The following is a 14,954-nucleotide window of genomic DNA, read 5'->3' on the forward strand; positions in this document are numbered from 1 at the left end:
TTTTATTTAATATGATCAAATTTTGTATAAGGAATCAAAACTTTAGGAATATTAATTTTATTTTCAGTTTGGTTATTTTCTAATAAAGTAGACATAATTCGTGGTAAAGCTAATGCACTTCCATTAAGAGTATGACAAAAATCTATATTTCCTGTAACAGTTTTATATCGAAGATGTAATCTATTAGACTGAAAATTAGTACAATTTGAGATAGAACTAACTTCCAGCCATTTTTTTTGCGCTATAGAATATACTTCGAAGTCATAAGTTATAGCAGAAGAAAACCCAAGATTTGGTCCATTTAAACGAATAAGACGAAAAGGTAAATTTAAAGATTGTAAAATATTTTTTACATGTAAAATCATTTCTTCTAAAAAGAGAGAAGAAGTATCTGGTGTAGTTATTTGAATTATTTCTACTTTTTCAAATTGATGTAATCTGTTTAGACCTCTAACTTTAGAACCATAAGAACCGGCTTCTCTTCTAAAACAAGAAGTATAAGTAGTGGCTTTAATAGGAAGTTCTAAATTTGTAAGAATTTTATCTCTATAGCAATTCATAATAGGAATTTCTCCAGTAGGAATCAAATAAAAGTTATCTTTTTCTATAAAATACATTTGGTTTTCTTTATCCGGAATTTGTCCTGTGGAATATCCAGATTTTTCATTAATAAGATAAGGCAAACTATATTCTTTATACGAAGCTTGAATATTTTTGTCCAAAAAATATTGAATTAAACTTCTTTGCAATTTTGCTCCTTTTCCTATATAGACAGGAAAACCTGATCCACATATTTTTGTACCCAAATTTATATCAAACAAACAAAATTTTTTCGATAATTCCCAGTGAGGAAGAGGATTGATAATGGAACAAGAAATTTTTCCCTCTTGAAAAAGAATATCATTTTTTTCAAAATATTTTTTTACTTTTTCATCAGGAATATTAGGAATCTGATTTAATTTATTTTCTAAAATTTCTGAAATTTTTTTTAATTGAATATGAATATTCATTCTTTCTGTTTTAAAAAAAACAGATTTTTCTTTTAAAGATTTAATTTGGGAATGATCATTATATGAGTTTAAAATTTGACCTATTTTTTTTGAAATTAAATTTTCTTTTTCTAATGTCTTATTTAGAATATTTTGAACTATTTTTTTTTTTTCGTCTAAGATTAATATTTCATTTATCAAATATAATTTTTGAAAATTACGTTTTTCTAGACCCAACAAAACTTTTTCTTTGTTTTTTCGTATAAAAGAAGTTCTAAGCATATCATAAAAATAAAATAAATAAATGTGTTTATATATTTATATGGTATATTATTACCATTCATTACCAATAAACATTGTTATAAAATGTTTATGTTTTGTGTTACTTCATGTACGTTAATTAGATAAATAATAATATTATATTTGCAAAATGCAAATGCATAAACTTTTTTTCAAAAAAAAATTCGATCAATATTTTCTAAAAGATCATAATATAGCCAAAAAAATTGTAAACTATCTTTCTTTTGAAAATTACAATACAGTAGTAGAAGTAGGTCCAGGGTTAGGTATCCTAACTCAATATTTGTTAACTAATCCATGCAATCATATTTTTTTAATAGAGATTGATAAAGAATTAATTTCTTTTTTAAAAAAAAATTTTCCTATTTCTAAAAATCAAATCATTCATAGAGATTTTTTAAAATGGAACCCTGAAGAAATTCAATTACAAAATTTTGCAATTATTGGTAATTTTCCTTATAAAATTTCTTCACAAATATTATTTCATATATTGAAATATAATCAATACATTCCGGAATGCGTTGGTATGTTTCAAAAAGAAGTAGCAAAGCGAATTATATCTTATAAAGGAAAAAAAACTTATGGTATTTTATCAGTTTTAGTTCAAACCTTTTATGATGTGAAATATCTTTTTACTGTAAAAGAAAAGGCTTTTCTCCCTACATCTAACGTGAAGTCTGCAGTAATCTATTTAAAAAGAAAAAATGAAATTATTTATTGCAATAAAAATATGTTGTTTCAATGCGTTAAAATTGCTTTCAACCAAAGAAGAAAAAAATTAAAAAATTCTTTACGATTATTTAACTATATTCCAAATTTTTACGAAATCCCATTTTTAAATAAGAGAGCTGAAGAGTTGTCTGTAAAAGAATTTATTCAATTAACAAAAGAAATAGAAAATAGGAAATGATGACTAAATTATTAGATGGAAAACTATTGGCAAAAGAAATAAGAAATGAAATTTCCAGTGTTATAACAAATAAAATCTTAAAAGAAAATAAAAGAATCCCTCATCTTGGAATTATTTTAACAGGAAATAATAGTTCTAGTATTGCATATGTTAATAACAAAATTAGAGAATGCAAAAATATTGGAATCAAGTATTCTTTAATTCATTTACCTATAAACACACTAGAAAAAAAACTGTTAGAAGAAATAAAAAAAATGAATAAAAATCCATATATAGATGGATTTATAGTACAGTTACCACTAGAAAAACATATAAACCAAGATAAAATTATTTTATCTATTAATCCTAAAAAAGATGTGGATGGATTTCATCCTGAAAATTTTGGAAAAATGGCCTTGAATATGAAAACCTTTTTTCCTGCTACAGCATTAGGAATACTAACTCTTTTAGAAAAATATAAAATTCAAATATCTGGAAAATATACTGTGATAATTGGAAGAAGTAGGATAGTAGGTAGACCAGTTAGCATACTTATGAGTAGAAAAAGTTATCCTGGTAATAGTACCGTAACACTTACTCATAGTAAGACTCCAAATATAGAATATTATACAAAACAAGCTGATATTATTGTAGTAGCAGTGGGAATTCCAAAATTTCTTAAAGGAAGAATGATCAAAAAGGGAGCCATTGTTATAGATGTAGGGATACACAATAATAATGAAAAAAAAATATTAGGTGATGTTGATTTTTGTAGTGTTTATGGAAAAGCTTCTTATCTTACTCCTGTTCCAGGAGGAATAGGTCCTATGACTCGTATTATGTTAATCAAAAATACATTAACCGCAGCATTAAATAATAGAGAAAAATGAAAGAAATAAGTTATCCTATAAAAGAATCATTTTACTCTATTCAAGGAGAAGGATACTATCATGGAACAGCTGCTTACTTTATTCGTTTCGAAGGATGTGATATAAAATGTCATTGGTGTGATACTAAAAATAGTTGGAGAATAAAAAAAAAAGATTTTGTTTCCATTCATAAAATTATCGCTAATATTGATAATTTTCAAGTGAAAACTGTTATAATTACTGGAGGAGAACCTACAATGTGGAATTTGTATCCTTTAATTAAAAACCTTAAAAAAAAAGGATATCGTATTCATATTGAAACTTCAGGTTCTTATCCCATAAAAGAAAAATATGTAGATTGGATTACGGTTTCTCCTAAAAAAACAAAGCTACCTTTACGAGAAAATTACCAAAAAATCAATGAATTAAAAATTGTGATTTCTGATGAAAATGATTTCCTTTTTGCGGAAGAACAAGCTTCTTATATTAAAATTAAAAAATCTAATTGTTTTTTATTCTTACAACCAGAATGGAGTAATCTTTTTAAGATTATTCCAAAAATAATATCTTATATTAAAGAAAATCCTAAATGGAGGATATCGGTCCAAATTCATAAATTTATAAACATACCTTAAGATTCTGAATGTCTATTTTTTAAAATATTAATAACATCTTGTATTTCCAATTCTTTTTTTTTCAAAAGAATAAGATAATGAAAAAGTAAATCAGCAGATTCATTTAAAAATAAACTTTTATTATTATCTTTAGATTCAATGACAAGTTCCACAGCTTCTTCCCCTAATTTTTGAGATATTCTATTAATTCCTTTTTTCGATAGTTGATATATATAAGAATCTTTTTGTTTCTTTTTAATTCTATCTGATATTATATTTTCTAAATGAAATAAAAAATTTTTATTATTATTTGTTTCTTTCCAACATGTATCCGATCCTTGATGACAAACAGGACCTGATGGCTTTGCTTTAATTAATAATGTATCTTGATCACAATCAATTAATATCTCTTGAATAAAAAGATAATTTTTACTAGTTTCTCCTTTAGTCCATAATCTTTTTTTTGATCTACTATAAAAAGTTACTTTTTTTTCATCAATACTTTTTTTATAAGCATCTTGATTCATATAACCTAGCATTAATACTTTATCTGTTTTTGAATCTTGAACAATAGTAGGAATCAAACCGTTCTTGAAATCTATCATTTTATGTTTATGTTTGTATTTTGAGTTCTTACAGGTATATGAAGTTTGTTTAAATAAAGTTTTAATCTTGGAATTTCTATTTCTTTATAATGAAAAATACTAGCAGCTAAAGCTGCGTCAGCTTTTCCTTTTTTTAAAATTTTATAAAAATCTTCTAATTTTCCTGCTCCACCTGAAGCAATCACAGGAGTAGAAATATTTTCGGATATTTTTTTAGTAATATCCAATGCAAATCCATTTTTTGTTCCATCATGATTCATTGAGGTTAATAATATTTCTCCTGCTCCTCTATTTATTCCTTCTTTGGCCCAATCTAAGGTTTTAATATAAGTTGGAATTCTTCCTCCATTTAAATATACCCACCATTCATTTTTTTCATATTTAGTATCAATAGCCAAAACAATACATTGACTTCCAAATCTTTTCGAGAGATCTTCCAAAAGATTTGGTTTCTTAAAAGCAGCAGTATTAATAGATATTTTATCTGCCCCCGCATTTAACAAATGTTCTACATCTTTTTCTTCTTTAATTCCTCCCCCGACTGTAAAAGGAATATTAATATGACGAGAAATATCTTTTACTAGATTAATTAATGTTTTACGTTTTTCATTTGTAGCTGTAATATCCAAAAATATTAATTCATCTGCTTCTTGTTCCGTATACCAACAAACTAATTCTATTGGATCTCCAGCATCTTGTAAATGCTTAAAATTTACGCCTTTTACTGTTCTTCCATTTTTTATATCTAAACAAGGGATAATACGTTTAGCTAACATATGTTTATTCGTTATTTTTTATTACTCTTTTTTTTCCAATTTTTGATATTGGATAATGATATTTTATTTTCATATATTGCTTTTCCAATAATAACTCCATTACAGCCTAAATTAAACAATTTTTCTACATCATCCATGTTTCTAATACCTCCACTTGCTATACATTCAATATTTGGAAATTTTTCAATAATTTTTTTATATAAAAGAAAAGAAGGACCTGATAAAATTCCATCTTTAGATATATCTGTACAAAAAATTTTTTTAATTCCATGATTACTTTTTTCTTGTAAAAAATCAAAAAATGGAAAATCAATAAATTTTGTCCATCCATTAGTAGCTATTTTATTATTTTTAATATCCACTCCTAATAAGATTTTATCATCTCCATAAATATGAATCCACTCTTTTAACAAAGTAGGATTTTGAACAGCAATACTCCCTATAGTAACCATATCTCCTCCATTTTCAAATACAGTACGGATATCTTTTTCAGAATGAATTCCACCGCCAAAATCTATAATTAGATGAGTATGTTTTGCTATTTTTTCTAGAATTTTCCAATGAACAACCTTTCCTTTTTTTGCTCCATCTAAATCTACTAAATGGAGTCTAGATATTCCATTATTTTCTAATAATAAAGCAACTTCTAGTGGATCTTCATTATAAATTTTTTTTCTTTTAAAATCACCTTGTACTAATCGAACACATTTACCATCAATCAAATCTATAGCTACTATAATATCCATTGTCATAAATAATTTATAATCGAATAAAATTTTCTAATATTTTGTGTCCTACATAAGAAGATTTTTCCGGATGAAATTGTACAGCATAAAAATTATTTTTTTGTAACGCAGCGCTATAAGAAATAATATATTCTGTTTTTGCTGTTGTATGTTCCCCTAAAGGAACATAATAGCTATGAACAAAATATTGATAACTACCGTCTGGTATATTTTCAAATAAAGTTCCTTTTAGTTTGTGAATTGTATTCCATCCGATTTGAGGAATTTTTTCATTTTTATCACTAGATTGGAATTTTTTGACTAATAAATCAAAAATTCCAATACATTTCGTATTGCTTTCTTCTGAAGACTTACAAAGTAATTGCATTCCTAGACATATACCCAATACAGGTTGTTTCAACTTTGATAAAAGTAAATCTAATTTTTTTTCTTTTAAATATTTCATAGCACAATTAGCTTCTCCAACACCAGGTAAAATAATTTTTTCTGCATTTTGAATTGATTCTTGAGAATCTGTAACTATAGCTTTTATCCCTATTCTTTCTAAAGAAAAAAGTACCGATTGTATATTTCCTACTGGATATTTTATGATAATCGTTTTCATATTCATTATTTTTTAAAATTTTACAATTTACCCTTGGTACTGGGTATTTTATCTGAATAGTTCCTTTGTATTGCCATTTTAAGAGTTCTTCCAAAACATTTAAAAATAGATTCTATTTTATGATGATCATTCTTCCCTATTGCATGAATATGTAAATTACATTTAGCAGATAAAGAAAAAGATTGAAAAAAATGTGAAAACATTTCAGTAGAAATTTTACCTATTTTTTCCCTAAAAAATTTTACTTTCCAACATAATTGACTTCTTCCACCAATATCTAATGCAATTGTAGCCAAACTCTCATCCATAGGAAGAGAATAAAATCCATAACGTTCTATTCCTCTTTTATCTTCTAAAGATTGACAAAAAATTTCACCTAAAGCAATAGCCGTATCTTCTATAGTATGGTGATCATCTAAGTGAAGATCTCCTTTTATCTGAATATTCAAATCTATAGAACCATGAAATGCTATCTGTTGTAAAAGATGATCAAAAAATCCAATTCCTGTTTTAATATGGCATCTTCCTTTTCCATAAGGAGAAATAGAAATTTTAACATCTGTTTCTAATGTTGTTCGTTGATAAACAAATTTTTTAGTTTTTATGGATAATAAATATTCATAAATTTTTTTCCAACTATTAGTTTTTAAAGATATTATTTTTTTCAGGTTTTTTTCATCTATATTAGAATAATAATTTTCTTCTTCTTTTGTTAAATTTTTATAATGATGACTATCTTTTATCCATATAGATTTACATCCTAAATTTTTAGCTAATAAAACATCTGTTAATCTATCTCCAATTACAAATGATTTGGATATATTATAACAATCTGATTTTAAATATTTTTTTAGCATTCCTATACCCGGTTTTCTATTGGGTGATTTATCTTTTGGAAAAGTTTTATCTATATGAACAGAAATAAAATTAATTCCTTCATTTTTTAAAATATTTAATATGTGATTATGTATAGGAAAAAAAATATTATCAGGAAATTTCTCTGTTCCTAATCCATCCTGGTTAGATACCATAACTAAATCATAGTTTAGTTCTTGAACTATTTTTGATAGAAAAAATATAACTTTTGGATAAAAGTTGATTTTATCAATAGAATCAATTTGATAAGTGGGAGGATTCTCTTGTATAATTGTTCCATCCCTATCAATGAATAATATTTTTTTCATTATATTATATTTTTTAGAATGGAATATTCTCGAATCTGTTTGATTAAAAACTCATTTTCTTCATGAGTTCCTACTGTAATTCTTAAACAATTATTACATAAAATGATTTTGGAACGATCTCTAACAACAATTTTCTTTTTTATTAGATGTTGATAAAGACTTTTTGAAGAAAAATTTATTTTAGTTAATAAAAAATTAGCGGAACTAGGATAGACTTTTTGTATAATAGGAATTTTTTTTAAAGATTCTTGCATATATTCTCTTTCCGAAATAATATTTTTTAAATGAAAAAAAAATAAATCTCTATTTTCTAATGCTTTAATAGCAATTTCTTGAGAAAGAAGACTGATATTATAAGGATATTTTATCTTATTCATCCATTGAATAATATCTACAGAAGCAATAGCTATTCCTATTCTTAATCCTGCTAACCCCCAAGATTTAGAAAGTGTTTGTAAAATAATTAAATTTGGATATTTATCAATTTCTATTGATAGGGATTTTTGATGTGAAAAATCTATGTATGCTTCATCTAAAACAACAATTCCTTTAAATTTTTTTGTTATGTTTTCTATATCTTTTCTTATTAGATCATTTCCAGTAGGATTATTGGGAGAACAAATAAAAATAATTTTACTATTTGAATTCACAATCTTCTCTAACTTATCCAAGTTTAATTGATAATTTTCTTTTGTGAGAAAAATTTTAATTATATCTACTCCATGAATTTTTCCACTAACTTCATACATACCATAAGTAGGAGGAAAAACAATCGCATGATCTATTCCTGGACGAGAAAAAATACGATAAACTAAATCAATAATTTCATCACTTCCATTTCCTAAAAATATATGAGATGGAGAAATATTTTTTAAATCTGATATTTTTTCTTTTAATTCTTTTTGTAAAGGATCCGGATATCTATTATAAGAATTAAAAAAAGATAAAGGAGAACCAAAAGAATTTTCGTTAGCATCCAAAAAAATATAATTTTTTTCTTTATGATGCTCATTTCTAGCAGATATATAAGGGTCTAGTTTCAAAATATTATTCCTAATTAGGGAATTTAAATTAAATTTATTCATGCATTTACGTCGTTTAAAACTCATTTCTTAATCGAATATTAATAGATTTTTTATGTGCAAGTAAACCTTCTTCAGAAGATAAAATATTGATACATTCTGATAAATTTTTTAATCCTTTTTTAGATATTTTTTGAAAAGTGATTTTCTTAACAAAACTATCTATAGATATTCCACTATAAAATTTAGCATAACCATAGGTAGGAAGAACATGATTAGTTCCAGAAGCATAATCTCCTGCACTAACTGGAGAATAATTCCCTAAAAAAACAGATCCAGAATTTATTACCTTATCAGCCCAATAAGAAGCATCTTTACAATTTATAATAAAATGTTCTGGAGCAATTAGATTTATTAATTTCAAACATTCTTCCAAAGAAGATAGAATGATTATTTTACTATTTTTCAAAGATTTTTCAATAATATTTTTTCTATTATTGTAAGTATTTAAAAATTGTTTTTTTAATTCTTTTTTAACTTTTCCTATCCAATCTAGATTATTAGTAGTAACTAAAATAATATAACTTTCTTTATCATGTTCTGATTGAGATAACAAATCAGAAGCAACATATTCTGGATTTGCTGTATTATCTGCCATAATTGCTACTTCAGAAGGTCCAGCAGGCATATCTATAGATACTATCCCTTTTTGAAATAGAATTTGTTTAGCTATTGTTACATAAGAATTTCCTGGACCAAATATTTTGTATACAGAAGGAATGGTTTCTGTTCCATAAGCCATAGCAGCAATAGCTTGGGCTCCTCCTACTTTATATATATTTTTAATCCCTATATACTTAGCCGTATATAAAATAGCTGGATGAATTTCTCCGTTTTTATTTGGGGGACTACATAAAATAATATTTTTACATCCTGATAACTTTCCAGGAACTCCTAACATCAGTACAGTGGATAATAAAGGAGCGGTCCCTCCCGGGATATAAAAACCAATTTTTTCGATTGGAATAATTTTTCTCCAACAAAATACTCCTTTTAAAGTTTCTATTGGTTTTTCCTCATGTATTTGTTTTTTATGGAAAGATTTTATATTTTGATATGCAATCTCAATAGATTTTTTTAAATCATTCGAAATTTTCATACAAGCTTTATCTAAATCTTTTTCTGTCACCTGAATATCTTTTATATTATCTACATGATCATATTTTATTGTATAAACTTTTAAAGCTGTATCTCCATAAATTTTAACATTGTCAATAATAGATGTTACTAAGTTTTTATAATGAAAAATATTTTTCGAATTTCTATTCGAAATAGATCTCCATGTTTCATATGCTGGATGAATATATACTTGAATCATATCCATATTTTTTATAGTATAATTTTTTCTATAGGAAGCACTAATATATCTTGAGCTCCGAGAGCTTTTAAATTTTCTATTATCCCCCAAAAATCATTTTCATTCACAACAGAATGTACAGAACTACATTCTGAATTTGCTAAAGGAAGAATAACTGGACTTTTAATTCCTGGGAGATAAGAGATTATTTTTTCCAATTTTTCATTAGAAACATTTAATAGAATATATTTATTATTTTTGGATTTTTTTACAGCTCTAATTCGAAATAATAATTTTTCCATTATAATATTTTGTTGAGATCCTAAATCTAAACTCGAAGCTAATACAGCTTCAGATTGAAGAACAGTTTCAACTTCTTTCAATCCGTTCATAAAAAGTGTAGAACCGCTACTTACCAAATCACAAATACAATCTGCTAAACCTATTCCAGGTGCAATTTCAACCGCTCCAGATATTTCGTGAATATCTGCACTTATATATCTTTTTTCAAAAAATTCTCTAACTAAAAAAGGATAACTTGTAGCAATACGTTTTCCATCCAAATCATTAATATCGTTATAAGATAAAGATTTAGGAACGGCTATGGAAAGCCTACATTTTCCAAATCCTAAAGTTTCTTTTATTCTTATTTTTTTTCTTTTTTCTAAAAGAACATTTTTACCTACAATTCCTATATCGGCAACTCCGTCTTCCAAATATTGAGGAATATCATCATCTCTAAGAAAAAGTATTTCTAGTGGAAAATTAAGAGCCGTTGTTTTTAACTTATCTATCCCAATATTAACTTCGATGCTGCAATCTTTCAGTAGTTTGATAGAATCTTCATAAAGACGACCCGATTTTTGAATAGCTATTTTAAGTTTCTCCATAATCCAATACAGGAAAAAATAATAAAAGCTTACAAGAGTAAGCTTTTTATTTAGATGAAATAATAACACATTTTAATGTATTACGGCAAATATAAAAACTATTTTGAATATTTTATAATTAACCTTATATAATTACTTAGTCTATTTTTTTAATTTTTAAATTTAAGATAATGAAAATTATTAGTTACAATATAAATGGAATTCGGTCTGGAATTAATAAGGGTTTATCTGATTGGATTGAAAAAAATTATCCAGATGTTTTATGTTTACAGGAAACAAAAGCTCTTCCTGAACAAATAAATACAAATATTTTTGATAATTTAGGTTATAATCATTATTGGTTTTCTTCGAAAAGAAAAGGATATAGTGGCGTAGGTATTTTATGCAAAAAAAAACCTATTCATGTAGAGTATGGATTAGGATTAGATTCTATAGATCAAGAAGGAAGAATATTACGTATAGATTTAAAAAATTTGTCAATAATTAGTCTTTATATTCCATCAGGAAATGATATGATGAAAAGATTGAATTTTAAGTTTTTTTTTATGAAAAATTTGTTTTTACATATAAAAAAGATAAAAAATAAATTTAATAATCTTATTATTTGTGGAGATTATAATATTTGTCATCATGAAATAGATATTTATGATCCTATTCGAAACCAAAGATTTTCAGGATTTTTACCGGAAGAAAGAAAATGGATGACTTGTTTTTTAAACTTAGGATTTATAGATAGTTTTAGAAATTTTATTAAAGAACCACATCATTATAGTTGGTGGAATTATCGTTTTAATGCTAAAAAAAATAATAAAGGATGGAGAATTGATTACATTATAATTAGTGAGCTATTAAAGAAAGAAATAAAGAATGTTTACCTCATGCCTGAGGTAAAGTTTTCTGATCATTGTCCTGTTGTATTAGAAATTTTCTGAATTAGAAAAATGACCTGACTGGGATTCGAACCCAGGACCCTTACATTAAAAGTGTAATGCTCTACCAGCTGAGCTATCAGGTCTTTATACAAAAATTATATAAATAAAAAAGTTTTTATTTTATCAATTCGAATATCTTGAACAAATATACTATAATTTATGAAAATCACTTTAATTGGATATATGGGAAGTGGGAAAACTACTGTAGGAAAAATTTTATCTAAAAAATTAGATTTTGATTTTTACGATTTGGATGCTTTACTTGTTAAAAGTAAAAATGATTCTATTTATAATCTTTTTAAGAAGGAAGGAGAACTTTCTTTTAGAAAAAAAGAACATTTCATGTTGAAAACAATCTTGAAAAAAAAAAATAAATATGTTTTGTCAGTTGGAGGAGGGACTCCATGTTTTTATAATAATATTTATTTATTAAACAAATATTCAAGTACATTTTATTTAAAAATGGATAGTTATACTTTATTTAAAAGATTATCTTTAGAAAAAAATACAAGACCTTTAATCTCTCATTTATCTAAAAATGAATTGTTTATATTTATTATTCAACATTTATTGAAAAGGGTATATTTTTATGAAAAATCTTTAGTAAAGATAAAGATATGTGATAAAAAATCCATATACGATATAGTTCAAGAAATCATTAAATCTATTAGTAGTTTAAAAAAATATGAAAAAAATATTTTATAATCATTTTTTTGATAAAATTAAGGAATATTTTTCGTTTAATTCTGTGAAAAAAAAAGTGTGTGTAGCTGTAAGTGCAGGATTAGACAGTATGGTTCTTATCAATTTGTTACTTGATATTCCTGAAATTGAACCAGAAGTGGCGCATTGTAATTTTTCTTTAAGAGAAAAAGAGTCTGATAAAGATGAAATTTTTATAAGGAATTTTTGTTTCCAAAAAAATATAATATGTCATATAAAAAAATTTGATACTTTAAGTTTTGCTAAAAAAAACAGTATATCTACACAAATGGCAGCTAGAAAACTTAGATATGATTGGTTTTCAGAATTGTTAAAATCAAATTTATATAAATGTATAATGTTAGGGCATCATTTTGATGATTCTATAGAAACTTTTTTTATAAACGTTATTAGAGGGACCGGTATTAAAGGTTTATTAGGTATACCTAGTAAAAATGAACAATATATTCGTCCTCTTTCTGATTTTACTAAAAAAGAAATTTTACATTATGCAAAAATAAAAAATATAAAATGGAGATCAGATTCTAGTAATCAAGATTTTAAATATTTAAGAAATAAAATCCGTTTTATTTTATCTACATTTCATTCTTTTTCATCTTCTTTTCACAATGGATTCAAAAAAACTATGGATCATCTTCATGATGAAAATTTTTTGATAGAAAAGAAAATAAAAGAGGTTCATAAGAAAATTACAATAAAAAAAAAAGATCATCCATTTTTTTGGAAAATGGAATGTGAAAAAATAAGAAAATTAGAACCTTTATCTTTTTATTTATTTAAATTATTTTCTCCATATGGATTTAATGATATTCGAAGCATGAAACATCTCATTAATGCACAATCTGGAAAACAACTTAGATCTAAAAGATATTGTATTATTAAAAATAGAGGTTATTGGATTTTAGTTACTCACCAATTATTGTCAGAAAATAAAAATAAGATTTATATAATTCCGGATCTAAAGTTTATTGAAACTGAGAAAATGTTGTTGCCCATTAACATAAAATTTTTTTTCAATCCAGAAAAAAAAGGTCAAAAAGATATGTTTTTATTAGATTTTGACAAAATTCAATTTCCATTATTATTAAGAACATGGAGAAAAGGAGATTTTTTTTATCCATTTCGAATGAAAGGAAAAAAAAAATTAAGCAAATATTATAAGGAAAATAAATTTTCTATTTTAGAAAAGGAGCATACATGGTTATTAATTAATAGAAATGGATATATTATTTTAGTAATAAAAAATCGTTTAGATGATAGATTTAAGGTTACAAAAAATACAAAGAAAATATTAGGTATTATTTGTTCATTTTACAATTAAAATTAGTATTTTTTTTAATTTTGGTTTGAAAAAAATTAGTTTTTCTACTTATGAAAGTACACAATTTCAATGCAGGGCCTTCTGTTTTACCGAAAGAAGTTATTAAAAAATCAGCTCAATCTGTCATTAATTTTAATGATTCTGGATTATCTTTACTTGAAATTTCTCACAGAAGTATAGATTTTTTAGAAATAATTGAAAAAACGACCTTTTTGGTGAAACGTATTATGAATTTAAATGATGATTATGCAATTTTATTTCTACAAGGAGGGGCTACATTACAATTTTCAATGGTTCCATACAATTTAATGAATAAGAAAGCTGCTTATTTGGATACAGGATTTTGGGCTAAAAATGCTATTAATGAAGCTAAAAAGTTCGGAAAAGTAAGAGTTCTATTTTCAGGAAAAAATAAAAACTATACATATATATCAAAAAATTATCACATTCCATATGACATGGATTATTTTCATTGTACATCTAATAATACAATAGTTGGATCACAGATGAAAATATTTCCTGTAACATATTCTATTCCATTAGTTTGTGATATGTCTTCTGATATTTTTAGTAGAAAACTAGATTTTTGTAAATTCAGTTTAATTTATGCCTCTGCACAAAAAAATGTAAGTTCTGCAGGAATGACGATTGTAATTGTGAAAAAAGATATTTTGGAGAAAATCAGAAAAAATATTCCTTCTTATATGGACTACAAAATTCATATACATAATAATAGTATTTTAAATACTCCAAATGTTTTTTCTATTTATACTTCTATGTTGACTTTAGAGTGGATAGAAAATCAAGGAGGTCTTTCTGTTTTAGGAGAAAAAAATCAGTATAAAGCTAAATTATTATATGATGAAATAGATCATAATAATTTATTTGAAAATAAAATACATAAAGAAAATCGTTCTGATATGAATGTTTCTTTCTTTTTGAAAAAAAAGAATCTAGAAAAAGAATTCAATAAAATGTGGAAAAAAGAAAATATTGTAGGATTAGATGGTCATAGATATTTAGGTGGATATCGTGCCAGTATATATAATGCACTTCCGTTAAAAAGTATTCAATTTCTCATTGAGATTATGAAAGAATTTGAAAAAAAATTTTCATATTGAAAATAAATCCAA

16 protein-coding genes and 1 tRNA gene are annotated in these 14,954 nt (G+C 24.9%); 7 read left to right on the top strand and 10 right to left on the bottom strand.

What is annotated here, in order from left to right; all coding sequences use genetic code 11:
• Positions 1 to 2: 2 nt before the first annotated feature.
• On the bottom strand, positions 3 to 1,271 hold the full coding sequence (serS, locus tag H0H44_RS00980; RefSeq protein WP_185871812.1) for a serine--tRNA ligase: 1,269 nt from the start codon (positions 1,269 to 1,271) through the stop codon (positions 3 to 5).
• A gap of 154 nt (positions 1,272 to 1,425) precedes the next feature.
• On the opposite strand from serS, the gene rsmA reads away from it, so the two are divergent.
• The 3 genes from rsmA to H0H44_RS00995 are packed head-to-tail and all read left to right on the top strand — an operon-like array spanning position 1,426 to position 3,682.
• A complete protein-coding gene (rsmA, locus tag H0H44_RS00985) occupies positions 1,426 to 2,199 on the top strand; it encodes a 16S rRNA (adenine(1518)-N(6)/adenine(1519)-N(6))-dimethyltransferase RsmA (RefSeq protein WP_185871934.1) in 774 nt (257 codons plus the stop codon).
• Positions 2,199 to 3,068 carry a bifunctional 5,10-methylenetetrahydrofolate dehydrogenase/5,10-methenyltetrahydrofolate cyclohydrolase gene (locus H0H44_RS00990; protein ID WP_185871935.1) on the top strand — a complete coding sequence of 290 codons (870 nt, stop codon included), beginning with the start codon at positions 2,199 to 2,201 and terminating at the stop codon, positions 3,066 to 3,068. Before rsmA ends, H0H44_RS00990 begins: the two co-directional genes overlap by 1 nt.
• The gene (locus H0H44_RS00995; protein ID WP_185871813.1) at positions 3,065 to 3,682 is read left to right on the top strand and encodes a 7-carboxy-7-deazaguanine synthase QueE; all 618 of its coding nucleotides are present in this window, start codon (positions 3,065 to 3,067) and stop codon (positions 3,680 to 3,682) included. Before H0H44_RS00990 ends, H0H44_RS00995 begins: the two co-directional genes overlap by 4 nt.
• On the opposite strand, the gene hisIE is transcribed toward H0H44_RS00995, so the two are convergent.
• From hisIE to hisG, 8 genes are read right to left on the bottom strand one after another with little or no spacing between them, the layout of a single operon-like run.
• Positions 3,679 to 4,266 (bottom strand): bifunctional phosphoribosyl-AMP cyclohydrolase/phosphoribosyl-ATP diphosphatase HisIE, encoded by a 588-nt coding sequence (gene hisIE, locus H0H44_RS01000; RefSeq protein ID WP_185871814.1) that lies wholly within the window; start codon positions 4,264 to 4,266, stop codon positions 3,679 to 3,681. The two genes, H0H44_RS00995 and hisIE, sit on opposite strands and share 4 nt — an antisense overlap.
• Positions 4,263 to 5,042: an imidazole glycerol phosphate synthase subunit HisF gene (gene hisF, locus H0H44_RS01005; RefSeq protein ID WP_185871815.1), complete on the bottom strand. Its 780-nt coding sequence runs from the start codon at positions 5,040 to 5,042 to the stop codon at positions 4,263 to 4,265. Before hisF ends, hisIE begins: the two co-directional genes overlap by 4 nt.
• An 11-nt stretch (positions 5,043 to 5,053) precedes the next feature.
• A complete protein-coding gene (hisA, locus tag H0H44_RS01010) occupies positions 5,054 to 5,788 on the bottom strand; it encodes a 1-(5-phosphoribosyl)-5-[(5-phosphoribosylamino)methylideneamino]imidazole-4-carboxamide isomerase (RefSeq protein ID WP_185871816.1) in 735 nt (244 codons plus the stop codon).
• Between the two features lie 13 nt (positions 5,789 to 5,801).
• The gene (gene hisH / locus H0H44_RS01015) at positions 5,802 to 6,392 is read right to left on the bottom strand and encodes an imidazole glycerol phosphate synthase subunit HisH (protein WP_185871818.1); all 591 of its coding nucleotides are present in this window, start codon (positions 6,390 to 6,392) and stop codon (positions 5,802 to 5,804) included.
• A 20-nt stretch (positions 6,393 to 6,412) separates the two neighbouring features.
• Positions 6,413 to 7,576 (bottom strand): bifunctional histidinol-phosphatase/imidazoleglycerol-phosphate dehydratase HisB, encoded by a 1,164-nt coding sequence (gene hisB / locus H0H44_RS01020; protein WP_185871820.1) that lies wholly within the window; start codon positions 7,574 to 7,576, stop codon positions 6,413 to 6,415.
• Positions 7,576 to 8,661, bottom strand: coding sequence for a histidinol-phosphate transaminase (gene hisC / locus H0H44_RS01025; RefSeq protein ID WP_238786147.1), 1,086 nt, complete (start codon positions 8,659 to 8,661; stop codon positions 7,576 to 7,578). Before hisC ends, hisB begins: the two co-directional genes overlap by 1 nt.
• 13 nt (positions 8,662 to 8,674) lie before the next feature.
• Complete coding sequence (gene hisD, locus H0H44_RS01030; RefSeq protein ID WP_185871823.1) at positions 8,675 to 9,982, bottom strand: histidinol dehydrogenase; 1,308 nt, start codon at positions 9,980 to 9,982, stop codon at positions 8,675 to 8,677.
• 5 nt (positions 9,983 to 9,987) lie between these two features.
• Positions 9,988 to 10,845 (bottom strand): ATP phosphoribosyltransferase, encoded by an 858-nt coding sequence (hisG, locus tag H0H44_RS01035; RefSeq protein WP_185871824.1) that lies wholly within the window; start codon positions 10,843 to 10,845, stop codon positions 9,988 to 9,990.
• Positions 10,846 to 11,015: 170 nt separating this feature from the next.
• On the opposite strand from hisG, the gene H0H44_RS01040 reads away from it, so the two are divergent.
• A complete protein-coding gene (locus H0H44_RS01040; RefSeq protein WP_185871825.1) occupies positions 11,016 to 11,777 on the top strand; it encodes an exodeoxyribonuclease III in 762 nt (253 codons plus the stop codon).
• A 10-nt stretch (positions 11,778 to 11,787) separates the two neighbouring features.
• On the opposite strand, the gene H0H44_RS01045 is transcribed toward H0H44_RS01040, so the two are convergent.
• Positions 11,788 to 11,860 (bottom strand) — tRNA-Lys (locus H0H44_RS01045).
• Between the two features lie 76 nt (positions 11,861 to 11,936).
• Here H0H44_RS01045 and H0H44_RS01050 point away from each other — a divergent pair.
• From H0H44_RS01050 to serC, 3 genes are read left to right on the top strand one after another with little or no spacing between them, the layout of a single operon-like run.
• Positions 11,937 to 12,482: a shikimate kinase gene (locus H0H44_RS01050; protein WP_185871826.1), complete on the top strand. Its 546-nt coding sequence runs from the start codon at positions 11,937 to 11,939 to the stop codon at positions 12,480 to 12,482.
• Complete coding sequence (tilS, locus tag H0H44_RS01055) at positions 12,463 to 13,821, top strand: tRNA lysidine(34) synthetase TilS (protein WP_185871828.1); 1,359 nt, start codon at positions 12,463 to 12,465, stop codon at positions 13,819 to 13,821. Before H0H44_RS01050 ends, tilS begins: the two co-directional genes overlap by 20 nt.
• 50 nt (positions 13,822 to 13,871) lie before the next feature.
• A complete protein-coding gene (gene serC, locus H0H44_RS01060; protein WP_185871830.1) occupies positions 13,872 to 14,942 on the top strand; it encodes a 3-phosphoserine/phosphohydroxythreonine transaminase in 1,071 nt (356 codons plus the stop codon).
• The last annotated feature ends 12 nt before the right edge of the window (positions 14,943 to 14,954 follow it).

This window comes from Blattabacterium cuenoti (genome assembly GCF_014252115.1).
GTDB lineage: Bacteria > Bacteroidota > Bacteroidia > Flavobacteriales > Blattabacteriaceae > Blattabacterium > Blattabacterium cuenoti_AK.

What these genes read in the sequence shown, in the direction of transcription:
- H0H44_RS01050 (WP_185871826.1), top strand. Translation starts at nt 11,937, where the DNA reads ATGAAAATCACTTTAATTGGATATATGGGAAGTGGGAAAACTACTGTA.
- H0H44_RS01040 (WP_185871825.1), top strand. Translation starts at nt 11,016, where the DNA reads ATGAAAATTATTAGTTACAATATAAATGGAATTCGGTCTGGAATTAAT.
- hisB (WP_185871820.1), bottom strand. Translation starts at nt 7,576, where the DNA reads ATGAAAAAAATATTATTCATTGATAGGGATGGAACAATTATACAAGAG.
- serC (WP_185871830.1), top strand. Translation starts at nt 13,872, where the DNA reads ATGAAAGTACACAATTTCAATGCAGGGCCTTCTGTTTTACCGAAAGAA.
- hisC (WP_238786147.1), bottom strand. Translation starts at nt 8,661, where the DNA reads ATGAATAAATTTAATTTAAATTCCCTAATTAGGAATAATATTTTGAAA.
- rsmA (WP_185871934.1), top strand. Translation starts at nt 1,426, where the DNA reads ATGCATAAACTTTTTTTCAAAAAAAAATTCGATCAATATTTTCTAAAA.
- H0H44_RS00990 (WP_185871935.1), top strand. Translation starts at nt 2,199, where the DNA reads ATGACTAAATTATTAGATGGAAAACTATTGGCAAAAGAAATAAGAAAT.
- hisG (WP_185871824.1), bottom strand. Translation starts at nt 10,845, where the DNA reads ATGGAGAAACTTAAAATAGCTATTCAAAAATCGGGTCGTCTTTATGAA.
- hisH (WP_185871818.1), bottom strand. Translation starts at nt 6,392, where the DNA reads ATGAAAACGATTATCATAAAATATCCAGTAGGAAATATACAATCGGTA.
- hisIE (WP_185871814.1), bottom strand. Translation starts at nt 4,266, where the DNA reads ATGATAGATTTCAAGAACGGTTTGATTCCTACTATTGTTCAAGATTCA.
- hisF (WP_185871815.1), bottom strand. Translation starts at nt 5,042, where the DNA reads ATGTTAGCTAAACGTATTATCCCTTGTTTAGATATAAAAAATGGAAGA.
- hisD (WP_185871823.1), bottom strand. Translation starts at nt 9,982, where the DNA reads ATGGATATGATTCAAGTATATATTCATCCAGCATATGAAACATGGAGA.
- serS (WP_185871812.1), bottom strand. Translation starts at nt 1,271, where the DNA reads ATGCTTAGAACTTCTTTTATACGAAAAAACAAAGAAAAAGTTTTGTTG.
- H0H44_RS00995 (WP_185871813.1), top strand. Translation starts at nt 3,065, where the DNA reads ATGAAAGAAATAAGTTATCCTATAAAAGAATCATTTTACTCTATTCAA.
- hisA (WP_185871816.1), bottom strand. Translation starts at nt 5,788, where the DNA reads ATGGATATTATAGTAGCTATAGATTTGATTGATGGTAAATGTGTTCGA.
- tilS (WP_185871828.1), top strand. Translation starts at nt 12,463, where the DNA reads ATGAAAAAAATATTTTATAATCATTTTTTTGATAAAATTAAGGAATAT.